The sequence below is a fragment of the Pseudomonas sp. AC136 genome, assembly GCF_979258585.1.
The window spans coordinates 1,838,600-1,852,581 of record NZ_OZ409865.1 but is presented as its reverse complement, the minus strand read 5'-3'; the positions used below and the strand labels follow the sequence as shown (position 1 = coordinate 1,852,581).

General features: G+C 61.5%; 8 protein-coding genes. 5 read left to right on the top strand and 3 right to left on the bottom strand.

The window, feature by feature from the left end; genetic code table 11:
* Positions 1 to 306: 306 nt before the first annotated feature.
* The 3 genes from ACZZZU_RS08365 to ACZZZU_RS08355 all read left to right on the top strand — a co-directional run bounded on the left by ACZZZU_RS08365 (position 307) and on the right by ACZZZU_RS08355 (position 5,388).
* Positions 307 to 1,659: a TolC family outer membrane protein gene (locus ACZZZU_RS08365; RefSeq protein ID WP_463550332.1), complete on the top strand. Its 1,353-nt coding sequence runs from the start codon at positions 307 to 309 to the stop codon at positions 1,657 to 1,659.
* 233 nt (positions 1,660 to 1,892) lie between these two features.
* A complete protein-coding gene (locus ACZZZU_RS08360; protein WP_463550331.1) occupies positions 1,893 to 4,046 on the top strand; it encodes a type I secretion system permease/ATPase in 2,154 nt (717 codons plus the stop codon).
* On the top strand, positions 4,036 to 5,388 hold the full coding sequence (locus ACZZZU_RS08355) for an HlyD family type I secretion periplasmic adaptor subunit (RefSeq protein WP_122493998.1): 1,353 nt from the start codon (positions 4,036 to 4,038) through the stop codon (positions 5,386 to 5,388). Before ACZZZU_RS08360 ends, ACZZZU_RS08355 begins: the two co-directional genes overlap by 11 nt.
* Positions 5,389 to 5,675: 287 nt before the next feature.
* Here ACZZZU_RS08355 and ACZZZU_RS08350 read toward each other — a convergent pair whose 3' ends face one another.
* From ACZZZU_RS08350 to ACZZZU_RS08340, 3 genes are all read right to left on the bottom strand, one after another.
* Positions 5,676 to 6,845, bottom strand: coding sequence for an integrase core domain-containing protein (locus tag ACZZZU_RS08350; RefSeq protein ID WP_463549367.1), 1,170 nt, complete (start codon positions 6,843 to 6,845; stop codon positions 5,676 to 5,678).
* A 246-nt stretch (positions 6,846 to 7,091) separates the two neighbouring features.
* Entirely contained in the window at positions 7,092 to 8,126 is a 1,035-nt protein-coding gene (locus ACZZZU_RS08345) for an AraC family transcriptional regulator (protein WP_463550330.1), read from the bottom strand.
* 7 nt (positions 8,127 to 8,133) lie between these two features.
* Complete coding sequence (locus ACZZZU_RS08340; RefSeq protein ID WP_463550329.1) at positions 8,134 to 9,048, bottom strand: GGDEF domain-containing protein; 915 nt, start codon at positions 9,046 to 9,048, stop codon at positions 8,134 to 8,136.
* 407 nt (positions 9,049 to 9,455) lie between these two features.
* On the opposite strand from ACZZZU_RS08340, the gene ACZZZU_RS08335 reads away from it, so the two are divergent.
* Both ACZZZU_RS08335 and ACZZZU_RS08330 read left to right on the top strand, forming a co-directional pair.
* Positions 9,456 to 11,963 (top strand): TonB-dependent receptor, encoded by a 2,508-nt coding sequence (locus tag ACZZZU_RS08335; protein WP_463550328.1) that lies wholly within the window; start codon positions 9,456 to 9,458, stop codon positions 11,961 to 11,963.
* Between the two features lie 64 nt (positions 11,964 to 12,027).
* On the top strand, positions 12,028 to 13,977 hold the full coding sequence (locus ACZZZU_RS08330) for a phytase (RefSeq protein WP_463550327.1): 1,950 nt from the start codon (positions 12,028 to 12,030) through the stop codon (positions 13,975 to 13,977).
* Positions 13,978 to 13,982: the final 5 nt, after the last annotated feature.

Genomic DNA, 13,982 nt, shown 5'->3' with positions numbered 1-13,982 from the left:
CCGAACGAATAGCAGCGAATAAGGCAAGGATCTTGCCAGTACAAATAGTCTTAAAATTGGCGTCAGTAACTTGGCGTAAATGTCGATTTGTTCATCTTTTTGCCAAACTATTGACCAATTTTGCGACATCCTAAACAATCCATTCCGTAATGTCACTTTGATAGTAGTGTGGAATCGGACGGTTGGAATTGAGAAGCCGGTCTCACTTATTTTTTGGCATCAAAACCAGTAAAACATCTGCCGCTGTCGTGCCCATCACAAGCCTGTAGTTGGCGTCCGTAGTAGGTTTCAGGGGAAATACTCACCATGCGTTTTGGTCTTTTTGCGTTGCTGCCGCTTGCGGTAAGTGCCAGCTTTTCTGTGTCCGCTCAGTCGCTTCAGGAGGCCATGCAGCAAGCGGTCACCGATCACCCTGAGGTTCACGCGGCAGTTAACCGGCGCCTGGCCGCTGACTCCGGCTTGCGCGCTGCCCAAGGCGGCTACCTGCCTAAAGTGGATGTATTAGCCGGTTATGGCCGCGAAGGCACCGACAATCCCTCCAGCCGCGCCGAGGCTGGCAGCAACGATTGGAATACCCTGAACCGCGGTGAATCCACCGTTCGCCTGAGCCAAATGCTGTTCGACGGTTTCGCCACCTCCAGCGAAATCGGCCGCAACAAAGCCACTGTCAACTCTCGCGCTTACGCCTTGCTCAACACCTCCGAGCGCACGGCGCTGAGCGTTGCCCAGGTGTACCTGGAAATGCTCACCCGTCAGGAACTGGTGCGCCTGGCTCAAGACAACCTCACCAGCCACGAACGCATTCACGACCAGATTCGCCTGCGCACCGACCGTGGCGTAGGGCGTTTGGCCGACCTCAACCAGGCCGAAGCGCGCCTGGCCCAGGCCCGCAACAACCTGATCACCGAGCAGACCAATCTGGTCGATGCGCAAACCAACTTCTACAGCGCCGTGGGCGCCGACCCGGTTGACCTGCAACAGCCCGCCACCGGCGTGCAACTGCCGGAAACCCTGGCTCAGGCGCGTCAGCAGTTGATCGAAAACAGCCCCGTGCTGCGCTCGGCCGAAGCCGATATCGCCGCCGCTGAAGAGCAATACAACGCTGCCAAATCCACCTACTACCCACGTTTCGACGCCGAGTTGGGCCGCTCCGCCAACAACGATATCGACGGCCAGGACGGTCACTACAACGAATGGGAAGCCATGGTGCGCATGCGCTACAACCTCTACAGCGGCGGCAGCGACAAGGCCACCCTGGAAGCGCGTTCCTACCAGGCCGGTGAGGCGTTGGACATCCGCAACAACGCCCTGCGCCAGCTCAACGAAGAACTGGGCCTGGCCTGGAACGCCCTGAGCAACGCCCGCGCCCAGCTGCCGATCGCACAGAAATACGTCGACGAAACCAGCGAAGTGCGCAACGCCTACCAGAAACAATTTGGTCTGGGCGAACGCACCCTGCTGGACTTGCTCGACAGCGAAAACGAGCTGTTCAGCGCCCAGCGCCGTCTGGCCGAAATCAAATTGGCCGAGCAATACACCCAGTACCGCCTGCAAGCCACCCTCGGCACCTTGCTGAAAAGCCAGGGCGTGGTCGCGCCGATGGAGACGGTGGTGCAGAACGACGTGAAGCCGAAGATTGCGTTGCCGGGGTTGAACTGATTCCGCCAGCGCCTTCAAAAGCTCGCGGCTGAAGCCGCTCCTACAGGGTGCGATGTGCCTCTGTGGGAGCGGCTTCAGCCGCGAGTGGTTTATGCAGGAAACCTCAACTCGCCCCCTCGCCGACAACCAGCTAAAGTCCAGGCACCCTTGTTGCATTGCCCTACATCGTCATCAGACGTTGCCGATACAACTGGCTCAAGTACACCCCACCTCCAGCGTCAAGAGTGTTTAGCGTGGAATCAGACGTTCGCCCCACCCAGCCTCACCATGATCCCCGTGCTCAGCATGACGACCCTTTGCTCGACAGCCTCATGTCGCTGTGCGCGCTGCATCAGAAACCTGTCAGCCGCGCCATGCTTACCACCGGTCTGCCGCTGCCGGCCCAGCGCCTGAGCGCCGATTTACTGCCACGCGCCGCTGCCCGCGCCGGGCTGCAAGGCCGTTTGCTGCAACGCAAACTGGCGCAAATTCCAGCCATGGCGTTGCCCGCCATGCTGCTGCTTAAAGACGGCCGCAGCGCCATTCTGGTGGCCATCGACGCCACGTACGCACGCCTGCTGCTGAGCGAAAGCGACGGCGGCGAAGTGCAAGTGGCCGTAGAAAAACTGCAGGCCGACTACAGCGGCCAAGTGTTCTTCGCCCAGCCGCAACACAAATTCGACGCCGACAACGGCTCGCTCATTCCGCGCACCTCGTCGTGGTTTCGCGACACGCTCAAGCGCTCGCGCTGGCTGTACGCCGACGCCATCGCCGCCAGCCTGCTGATCAACGTCATCTCGCTCGGCGCGCCGCTGTTCGTGATGAACGTGTACGACCGCGTAGTGCCCAACCAGGCCGCCGCCACCTTGTGGGTGCTGGCCATCGGCATCAGTGGCGCGTACCTGTTCGACATCCTGCTGAAAAGCCTGCGTGGGCTGTGCCTGGACCTGGCCGGCAAGAAAACCGACCTGATCATTTCCGCCACGCTGTTCGAACGCATCGTCGGCATGTCGATGAAATATCGCCCCAAGCGCGTCGGCAGCTTTGCCCAGAACATTCATGAATTTCAGACCCTGCGCGATTTCCTCGCCTCGCTGACCCTCACCAGCCTGATCGACCTGCCCTTCACCTTGCTGGTGCTGCTGGTGATTGCGCTCTTGGGCGGGCACCTGGTGTGGATTCCGGTGATGGCCTTTCCCCTGGCCTTGCTGATCAGCTGGGCGCTGCAAAAGCCGCTCACCGAAACCATCGAGCGCAGCATGGCGCTGGCCGCTGAGCGGCAATCCAGCCTGATCGAAACCCTCGCCGGTCTCGACGCGGTGAAGGTCAACAACGCCGAAAGCGAACGCCAATACCAGTGGGAGCAAACCATCGGCACCCTCAGCCGCCTGGAACTGAAGGCGCGCATGCTGTCGAACCTGGCCATGAACTCGACCATGCTGATTCAGCAGTTGGCCGGGGTGATCATGATTATTTTCGGCGTGTACCAAATCATCGACGGCAACCTCAGCATGGGCGGCCTGATCGCCTGCTACATGCTCAGCGGCCGCGCGCTGGGCCCGCTGTCGCAACTCTCCGGTCTGCTTAGCCGTTATCAGCAAGCCAAGGTCACCATGGCCTCGGTCGACCAGATGATGGACCTGCCGCAAGAGCGTCAATCCGACGACCGCCCGCTGACTCGTCAGCGCGTGCAGGGCGCCATCGAACTGCGCCAGCTCAACTTCAACTACCCGCAGCAGCAGAACACCGCGCTGATCAACATGAACCTGGTGATTCGTCCGGGCGAGAAGGTCGGCATCATCGGCCGCAGCGGCTCGGGCAAAAGCTCGCTGGCCAAGTTGATCGTCGGCCTGCATCAAGCCGACTCCGGCAGCCTGCTGATCGACGGCGTGGATATGCGCCAACTCGACATCAGCGAACTGCGCCACAACATCGGCTACGTGCCGCAAGACATCCACCTGTTCAGCGGCACCTTGCGCGACAACCTGGTCAGCGGCGCCCGCTACGTGGAAGACGAACTGGTGCTACAAGCGGCCGAACTGGCCGGTGTGCATGAATTTGCCCGCCTGCACCCGCAAGGCTACGAACTGCAAGTGGGCGAGCGCGGCCATCAGCTGTCCGGCGGCCAGCGCCAGAACGTCGCCCTGGCCCGCGCGCTGCTACTCGACCCGCCGATTTTGCTGCTCGACGAACCCACCAGCGGCATGGACAACACCGGCGAAGTGCACCTCAAACAACGCCTGCAAACGATGATCGCCAACAAAACCGTGCTGCTCATCACCCACCGTTCTTCCATGCTCGACTTGGTGGATCGCCTGCTGATTATCGACAAAGGCCAGATCATTGCTGACGGGCCAAAAGGTGCCGTTATGGACGCTCTGAAGAAGGGGCAAATCAGTGTCGCTTAAAAGCCTCGCCCGTTACTTCAAAGGCCGTGACTCGCTCGAAGGCGAGCCGCTGCCAGAACTCAGCAAAGCCCTGGTTGAAGATGCTCCGCGCGTGGTGCGGCTGACCATTTGGGGCCTGATCGCCTTCTTCGTATTTATGTTCGGCTGGGCGCATTTCGCCCAGATCGATGAAGTGACGCGTGGCGACGGCAAAGCCATTCCGTCGTCAAAAATTCAGAAGATCCAGAATCTGGAAGGCGGCATCGTTGCCGAGCTGTTTGTGCACGAAGGGCAGATCGTCAAAGTCGGCGACCCGCTGGTGCGCCTCGACGACACCCGCTTTGTTTCCAACGTCGGCGAAACCGAAGCCGAGCGCCTCGGCTGGCAACTGCGCGTCGACCGTCTGGTGGCGGAAACCGAAGGCAAGCCGCTGGTCATCAACCCGGAAATCAGCAGCAAAGTGCCAAGCCAGGCCGCCAGCGAACTGGCCCTGTACCAAAGCCGCCAGCAGCAACTCAGCGACGAAGTGGCCGGTCTGCAACAGCAGCTTGTGCAAAAGCAGCAGGAACTGCGCGAGTTTCAATCCAAGCAGGAGCAATACCGCAACAGCCTGACCCTGCTGCGCCAGGAAATCGCCATGAGCGAGCCGCTGGTGGCCCAGGGCGCGATTTCGCAAGTGGAAGTGCTGCGCCTCAAACGCGCCGAAGTGGAAAACCGTGGGCAGATGGATGCCACCAGCCTGGCCATTCCCCGCGCGCAATCGGCCATCACCGAAGCCGAGCGCAAAATCGACGAAACCCGTGGCAAATTCCGCAGCGACGCCCTTACCCAACTCAACGAAGCGCGCACCGAACTCTCCAAATCCCAAGCCACCGGCCGGGCCCTGGAAGACCGCGTCAACCGCACCCTGGTCACTTCGCCCGTGCGCGGCATCGTCAAGAGTTTGCTGGTCAACACCATCGGCGGCGTGATCCAGCCCGGCAGCGACCTGGCCGAAGTGGTGCCGCTGGACGACACCCTATTGGTAGAAGCGCGCATCCGCCCGCAAGACATCGCCTTCCTGCACCCCGGCCAGGAAGCCGTGGTGAAATTCACCGCCTACGACTACACGATCTACGGCGGCCTGAAAGCCAAACTCGAACAAATCGGCGCCGACACGGTGACCGACGAAGACGGCAAAACCACCTACTACCTGATCAAACTGCGCACCGATAAAAGCCACCTTGGCACCGAGGAAAAACCGCTGCTGATCATTCCTGGGATGGTCGCGTCGGTGGACATCATCACGGGCAAGAAGAGCATCTTGAGCTATTTGCTGAAACCGATTTTGCGGGCGAAAGCTGAGGCGTTGCGCGAGCGGTGACAGATCAAGGGCATCGCGGCTAAAGCCGCTCCCACAGGTTTAGCGCCGGTGGCTTTGGATCTGTTTTTGATCTGGCTTGTGATCCACCCCGCACCGTTTATCGCAGGCCGAGTGGAGTCGTTGCGTAGGGGGTGGAGCGGCCGGGAGCCGCGAAAGGCGTGTCGGGCCAAGGATGGCCCGTCTCGCCGACCCCCGGAGCGGCGACGGAGCGAGGGAAGTCGGAGCGCAGCGTAGACCCAAGGTAGGGGCTTGTACGAGACAACCACATGGGTAACAAAAGTGTTCAATCACATGGGTGACACTTTCAAGGATAGATACCCATCCTTCTGCTCCCTTTCGTCCAGCCTACCTATCACAACCGGGCCGAAATGAACGGCCCAAAGATCATCGCCAATTTGCTCCAGCCCAATTAGTTCGTGCCTTAAAAGATACCCCACATAAATGCGCATACCGTGGCGATTGATGATCCCGCTGCAGTCGGCCCGGTGCGGTTCGACATAGCCAGGATATGTCGGCTCCGGCAAGCGTTCCGGGTATGGCCGTGGCGAATTCTGGTAATGGGTTTTGGGCGTGCTCTGGTTTAGCGCTTCGTGCGGCCGCTGCTCATTGTAATTATGACGAAACAGGTCGAACTGCCTTTGCTGCTCCGCCATATGCGCAGAACAGGGGTGAGTGACGGCCCGTTTCAGCGTCCGATGCATACGTTCGTGGCGCCCATTCTGTTCGGGGCGGCCAGGTGCTATTCGTTCAGGAATGATGCCCAGCCGTAGCCACCAAATGGAGAGTTGGCTTAGACCTGTTTTGCCAGCGCTAGCGAAGGGGGTGCCGTTGTCTGTTCGCAGGCGCGAAGGTAATCCGTAGCAGCGAAACAAATCTTCGAAAGCCGACTTGGTCTCCTTTAGCCGTGTGCCGGACATGCCTTCGCAAGCCAGCAGAAAACGACTGGCGTGATCCATCACCGTCAACGGATAACACCACTTCCCGTCCTGAGTCAGGAACTGACCTTTGTAGTCGGCGCTCCAGAGTTCATTAGGTTCGTTGGTCGATTTAAGCGGCTTTGGATAGCTAGGTACCCGCTTACGAAGCCGGCGGGGCGTGACCAATCCCGCCTGTTTGAGGATGCTGTAGATCGTGGTCCGGGAAGGACTTTGCCCAGGATATCGCTGCTCCACGAGTGCCTGGATCTTCTTCGGCCCCAGTTCAACCGCAGATCGGCGCCTTAGATCAAGGATGTACTCGCGGATAACAAATGGCGTGCACACCTGTTCGCGACGCCGCCGACTTTGCTCAGCCAACCCCTCCATGCCGGCTAAGTTGTAGCGTTCCACCCACTTGTAGCCGGTCTTTCGACTGATGCCGAAGTGCTCGCACAACGCAGTGAAGCTGCTGACCTGCCTGAGGTAATCAGCAATGAACAACACTTTCTCGTCCATAGGTTTCAGTTCTCGCCACGGCATGAGGGCACCCTCCTGAGGGAGACCCCATTAGGTTAAAAACTGTTACCCATGTGGTTGAACTGATTTGTTACCTATGTGGGTGAGTCGTACCGGCTAGCGTTTTTGGTTACTTTTGTCGCAATGACAAAAGTGACTCGCGCGTAAGGCGCGAAACCAAAACGTCCAGCACACGCGGTAATGAATACCTCCACACCGCAAAAATGCCCCCAACTGTGGGAGCGGCTTTAGCCGCGATGCCCTTGACCTTCACCCCCGCAACACCGCCAACAAGGCACTCGGCGCCAACCCCGTCCAGCGTTTAAACGAGCGCCGAAAATTCGTCGCGTCGTGAAAGCGTAAATGACTGGCCACTTCATCATTGCTGTAGCCCTTCAATTGATACAGATACAACGCCACCAACATCCGAATCTGGTCGTGCTGTTCCTGATAGCTGGTGCCATGTTTGTGCAGTTTGCGTTTCAGTGTGGCCGGGCTCATGGCAAACGCGGCGGCCGCGTGGTCGAGGTTGGGCGCTTCGCGTACGTGGCGAAATAACCAGCGCTGCAAGGTGTCGAGCAAACTCGCCTCGGCACCCAAATCATGCAGTTGCTGACGGGCCTGTTGGCAGGCGACCTGCGCGGTGCTTTGCACGGTTTGCGGCCAGGCGCGGGTGAGGTATTCGCGCGGCAGGCGCAGCAGGTTGTAGGGTCGGTTGAAGTGCAGGTCTTCACCGAGGTTGACCCAGTACTGTTCGATATAGCGCGGCGGCGCCTGGCGGAAGTGGCATTGCCAGGGCAGGTGCTCACCGCCCAGGCGCCGGCTCATGGCGACCACGGCGGTCATGTTGGCTTCGAGCAGAAACCGCGCCTGGCTGCCGGCGCCGCAGCTGTCGAGCCAGTACACATAGGCGTGCTGTTCATCCAGCAATAAGCGCGGGCTCAGCAGGGGCGAGAGCAGGGCGCGTAATTCGCCGAGCAGTTCCAAGGCTTGTTGCAGATTATTGGCCAGCGCCAAGGCCTGGCTGGCGGCGCCGTGGTGGCCGGGCAGCAGGCGTTGGCCGAATAGAAAGCTGGAGTCGTCAGCGCCGAGCAAGCGCTGGGCGTTGTCGATCAGGGTGAGAAATTGCGTGGGGCTGATCAGCGTCTCGGCGTTGGACACGTCTTCCACGAACAAGCCGGTGCCGCGCAGCAGTCGGTGGCTGTCGATGCCGCGCGACAGGCACAGTTCGATCAACGTTGCCGGCTGCTGATGCGCGGCGATGATGCGGCTGTCGCTTTCGTACCAGGGGCAAGGCACGGTCATGGCTGCCTCACGCGCTCAGGGCCAACGGCCGCTTGGCTTTGGCCAACGCCAGGTTGAGCCGTTGCAGCAGGCTGTCCGGGGTTTCCTGCAGGGCCATGACCGTGGCGACCGTTGCGCTCAGTTGAATGCGTTCGCCGTGCTGGCGCGACTTGTGCGCCAGGTGCCGCACGGCCTCGGCCAACTCGCCGGCGAACTGCGTGGCCAGGGTTTCGCCGGTGGCCGGCAGCAGCACTACAAAGCGGTCGCCAGCCAGGCGGCAGAGCAAGTCTTGTTGGCGCAGGTTGAGCAGCAGAAGCTGGGTCATGGCTTGCAGCACGCGGTCGCCTTCGTCGTGGCCGTAGCGCTGGTTGATGCCGTCGAAGTTGTTGATATCCACCACCACCAGCGACAGTGGCTGTTGCGCCTGGGCGCTGTGCTGCACGCTCAATTGCAGTTGCCGACGCAGGTAGTCGGCACCGCCCAGCGGGGTGAGTTTGTCGAACAGCCGATGCTCGCGGAACAGGCGCTCGCGCTTTTCCATTTGCTGGGAAATGGCCAGTTGTTCGTGGTGCCAGTGGTAGATGCCGTAGGTCAGAAATAGCAAGCCCACGGGCATCGGCCCCGACTCCAGCCAGTGATCCCACACCACGCTGTCGGGCAGGCGAATAAATTCGTCGAGCAGGTCGATCCACCAGGAAAAGAACACGCAGCTCAGGCCGATGGCGAGCAGGTTGGTCACCCGTCCGGCCGGGCGGCTTTTCAGGATCAGCCCCAGCCAGACCAGCGCCAACAACGCCGAACCGCCTTCGCCGATCACATCGAGCCACACCCATTCGGCCATCGCCTTTAAATCGCCCGCCGCCAGGTGCAACAGCAAGCCGAGGTTGGCGGCGAGAAACAGCGCCGTGAGTTTCAGGCGGTGGTGGTGAAGAAGGTTGGACATCGACGGGCTCCCGGAAGGCGGCGAACCTGAGTCCCTGTAGGAGAGGCTTCAGCCTCGATGCGCTTAATCGCAAGCGCATCGAGGCTAAAGCCTCTCCTACAAGAAGCCAGGTCGCCGAACTGATGCCGCTCAGCTAACCAGCGCTTTATGACGCTCAGGTTGCAGCGGGGGAGGTCAATTGGGCTCAGGCATTCGTGCGGTTTTTTTGTGCCACGACGGCGCGCTGCCATAAGCCGTGGCCCGTGGCCGGAAAACGGCGGGTCATTTCAGCCCATTTACCCTGCGTAACCCCGCCAAACCCCCGGTTTTACTGGGTTGGCGTCCCGCGCTGTCACAGAAGCGTCATGGCCGCTGCCTAGCGTGTCGCTCCACTTGCCGGGTCCTGCCGGCCTCTTGGGGAGTTACCGATGACCAGAAGTTTTCGCCACGCCCGCCGCGCCGGGCATGCTCTTAGTGCTCTGACCCTGGCGATGGCCGCCAGCGCCGCGTGCGCCGTCGAGCCGTCGGAGACCGAGCACGTCAACGTGGTCGGCCAGGCCGTGAGCATGGACAAAGCGATCAAAGAGCAGCGCACCTCCGATGCCGTGAAAAGCGTGGTCAGTGCCGACGGCGTCGCCCAGTTGCCCGATGAGAACGTCGCTGAAGCGGCGCAGCGGTTGCCGGGCGTGAGCGTTGAGCGCGACCAGGGCGAAGGACGTTTTGTCAGCGTGCGCGGCCTGGGGCCAGACCTGAACAGCGTTAGCATCAACGGCACGCTGATTCCCTCGCCCAACAGCGGCACCCGCGCGGTGGCGTTGGACGTGCTGCCTTCCGAGCTGGTGCAGTCGCTGAGCGTGATCAAAACCCTTACCCCGGACATGGACGCCAACTCCCTCGGCGGCACCATCGAGGTCCAAAGTCTTTCCGCGTTCGACCATAAAGGCCTGTTCTACACCGGCAGCGTCGAGGGCAGTCACGACGACAACACCGGCCAGAACAGCCCGAAAGTGTCCGGCGCAGTAAGCGACCGTTTCAGCCTGGGCGAGGGCACCAACAACTTTGGCGTGGCGGCAGCGGTGAGCTGGGGCAAGCGTGACTTTGGCTCCGACAATGTCGAAACCGGCGGCGCCTGGGACTTCACCGATGGCGCCAAGCTGGAAGAATTCGAACAGCGCGACTACGACATCACCCGCGAGCGCACCGGCCTGGGCTTGAACTTCGACTACCAGGCCGACGACTACAACAGCTATTACCTGCGCACCCTTTACAGCCGCTACAAAGACAGCGAAACCCGCAACGCCGCCGGCGTCGAATTTGCCGATGCGCAAGCCGCTGGCGAGCTAGGCGAAAGCGAAGGCTGGCGCGAGCTGAAAAGCCGTGAGGAAACGCAAAAGATTCAGAGCTACGTGCTCGGCAGCGAGCACCTGCGTGGCGACTGGACCATCAACGCCCAGGCCGGCTGGAGCGAGTCCAGCGAAGACAGCCCCGGCCATATCGCCTCGGCCACGTTTGAGGGCACCGACGATTTCGCCGACAGCGGTTTTAGCAGCACGCGCAAACCGCGTTTGAACATTGGCAGCGACTTCTACAACCCGGCTAATTTCGAACTCGACAGCGTGGAGTGGGAAGAGCAGAACACCACCGACACCGAGAAAAACATCAAGCTCGATTTCGCCCGCGACTACGAGCTGGCCGGCAACACGGCGCAGGTGAAGTTCGGCGGCAAACTCAGCCGCCGCGACAAAGACAACGACACCGACAGCTGGGCGTATGAGGACTTCGACGACTTTGGCATCACCGACGACGAGCTGTCGCTGACTCAATTCACCAAGGGCACCGTGCACTACGGTCTGGACAATTTCGGCCCCGGCATCAGCGCGGGCTCGATCAAACACCTGCTCGGTCGGCTGGACCGCAGCGAGTTTTATGACGAGGAACAGTCGCGGGTAAACGACTTCGACATGAGCGAAGACATCAATGCCGCGTACCTGATGCACACCGTCGACGTCGATGACTGGCGCATCATCGCCGGCCTGCGCTACGAGGGCACCGAGTTCAAGGCCAAAGGCACCGGCATTGAAGACGGCGATTTCGTCTCCAGCGAAGCCGACAGAAAGTACGACCACTGGTTGCCGGGCCTGCACGTGCGTTACCAGATCGACAAGCAAACCCAGGTGCGTTTCGCCTGGACCAACACCGTGGTGCGCCCGACCTTCGAGCAACTGGCGCCGGGGTTTGTGATTGATGGCGATGAGGCCGAATTCGGTAACCCCGACCTCGACGCGCTGGAGTCGAGCAACTTCGATTTGGGCATCGAGCACTACCTGAATGACGACGGCGTGGTCTCGGCTTTCGTGTTCTACAAAGACATCGAAAACTTCGTCTACAACACCGACCTGGCCGGCACCGGTCGCTGGGCCGCGTTCGATCAGGCCAACACCTTCGCCAACGGCAACAGCGCCGATCTGTACGGCCTGGAATTGGTCTGGCAGCAGAAGTTCAGCAGCCTGCCGGCGCCCTGGAATGGCTTGCTGATGGGCGCCAACGCCACCTTCAGCCGCTCCGATGCGCAGATTGAAGGGCAGGGCCAAAAGCGCGATATCGACTTGCCGTTTCAGTCCGACAGCGTTGGCAACCTGATGCTCGGGTGGGAAAACGACAAGCTCAGCCTGCGCCTGTCGGCCAACTACAAATCCGACTACCTGTTCGAAGTCGCGTCGGTCGACGACAAAGCCCACGACCTGCACGTGGACGATCAGACCTTTGTCGACTTCACCGCGCGCTATTTCCTGACCAAGAACCTGCAACTGTCGTTCGAGGCGCAAAACCTCACCGACGAGTCGTACTACGTGTACACCGGCAGCCGTTCCTACAACGCGCAGTACGAGGAATACGGCCCGACGTACAAGCTCGGCCTGACCTTCACCCACTTCTGATCCAGCCCGCGCGCCCCCCGTGCGGGGCGCCGTGGCGTGTGCGTTTTGTTTAAGGACACCGTGAATGACACCGTTGTTTAGCACCCCCTGGTTTGCTCCCACTTTGCTGGCCGCCGCGTTGCTGCTGGCCGGCTGCGATGGGCTGCCGAAAACATCCGAAACCAAGCCAACCGTCAGCCTGTCGCCCTGGGGCGCGTCGGCAAAAGTGAAGGCCGAAGACGTGCGCTTTTTGCCGGCCGATGTACGCGACGGCAGCGACCTGCGCCTGGCCGCCAGCGAGCGCAATGGTTTGTTGTTGCTGACCGGCGATGGCGCCGAGCTGGCACGTTTGCCGGGCGCTTATAACGGGCTCGACAGCCGCTCTCTGGGCAACGACGTGCTGGTGGCCAGCGTCGACGGCGCCACCCAACAAGCGGCATTGGTGGTGCTCGACCCGCGCACGCGTGAGTGGGGCAAACCGCTGTTGTTGCCGGCGCGCGATTACGCCGTGTCGGGCCTGTGCCTGTACCGCGACGAAGCCGCCAACCTGCACCTGTTTCTGCTCGGCGAAGACGGTAAGGGCGAGCAATGGCTAGTGGGCAGCGGCGCACGCATGAACAAGGAACCGCTGCGCCTGCGTGGCCTGCCAACGCCACCGGGCGCCGAGTATTGCCATGCCGATGACGCCGCCAATCGCCTGTATGTGAACGAAGAAAACGTCGGCCTGTGGGCGTTCTCGGCGGCGCCGGAAGCCGATACCGCACGGGTGCCGGTGGATATGCGCGCGCCGTTCGGCAGCCTGGCCGGCAGCCCGCAAGCGATGGTCAGCGTGCCGGGCGGGTTGGTGGCGTTGGACGCCGAAAGCGCCACGTTGAATCTGTATCAGCAAGACGCCGAGCAGTGGAAAAGCGTCGCCAGCCTGCACCTCGATGGCCTCACGGAGCCCGAGCGCCTCGACGCCCGCGTGACTGCCAACGGCCTGGAATTGCTGGTGGAAGACGGCGAGCAAAAACGCGTCTATCACGGCCAGCTCAACTGGAAGCCGACACCGCAACCCTTACCGCCGCGTTTGCCCAATGTCTCGGCGCTGCGCCAGACCGAACCGGTCGGGCGCCAGGGTGATGCCGCGGATGATCCGGCCGTGTGGCTGCATCCGACGCAGCCGCACCTGTCCCGCGTGCTCGGCACCAACAAAAAGCAGGGTCTGTTGGCGTACGACCTCGACGGTCGCTTGCTGCAAGAGCTGCCGGTGGGCCGTTTGAACAACGTCGACGTGCGCGCCGGTTTTACCCTGGCGGGCAAACCGATTGACCTGGCGGTGGCCAGCAACCGCGACCGCAACAGCATCAGCCTGTTCGCCATCGACCGCGCCACGGGGGCGCTGCGTGAGGCCGGCGAGGTGCGCACGCCGCTGGCGGAAATCTACGGCATCTGTCTGTTCCAGCCGGCGCCCGGCGAGCTGTATGCGTTTGCCAACGGCAAAGACGGCACCTTTCTGCAGTACCGCCTGAGCGACGTGCAGGGCCAGATTCAGGGCCAGCAGGTGCGCCGCTTCAAGGTCGACAGCCAGCCCGAAGGCTGCGTCGCCGATGACCGTCAGCAGCGTTTGTTTATCGGCGAGGAAGACGTTGGCGTGTGGACGCTCGACGCGCGTCCCGACGCCTCGGGCGAGCTGACCAGCGTGCTCAAGGTTGGCGATGTGCTCAAGGCCGACGTGGAAGGCATGGGCCTGTACCACGGGCCGCGCGGCAACTACCTAGTGGTGTCGAGCCAGGGCAACGACAGCTACGTACTGCTTGATGCGCAGCCGCCGTTTGCAGTGCGCGGCGCGTTTCGCGTTGGCCTCAATGGCGCGCTGGGTATCGACGGCGCCTCGGAAACCGACGGCCTGGAAGTGACTGGCGCCAACCTCGGCGGTGCCTGGAGCGAGGGGTTGCTGGTGGTGCAAGACGGCCGCAAGCGCATGCCCGAGAGCACGCAGAACTTCAAGTTAGTGCCCTGGAGTGATGTCGCCAAGGCGCTGCGCCTGCCGTAGGCGCT

Bases quoted from the DNA above. Each gene is read 5' to 3' on its own strand.
- ACZZZU_RS08365 (WP_463550332.1), top strand. From the start codon at position 307: ATGCGTTTTGGTCTTTTTGCGTTGCTGCCGCTTGCGGTAAGTGCCAGC.
- ACZZZU_RS08350 (WP_463549367.1), bottom strand. From the start codon at position 6,845: ATGCCGTGGCGAGAACTGAAACCTATGGACGAGAAAGTGTTGTTCATT.
- ACZZZU_RS08345 (WP_463550330.1), bottom strand. From the start codon at position 8,126: ATGACCGTGCCTTGCCCCTGGTACGAAAGCGACAGCCGCATCATCGCC.
- ACZZZU_RS08340 (WP_463550329.1), bottom strand. From the start codon at position 9,048: ATGTCCAACCTTCTTCACCACCACCGCCTGAAACTCACGGCGCTGTTT.
- ACZZZU_RS08335 (WP_463550328.1), top strand. From the start codon at position 9,456: ATGACCAGAAGTTTTCGCCACGCCCGCCGCGCCGGGCATGCTCTTAGT.
- ACZZZU_RS08330 (WP_463550327.1), top strand. From the start codon at position 12,028: ATGACACCGTTGTTTAGCACCCCCTGGTTTGCTCCCACTTTGCTGGCC.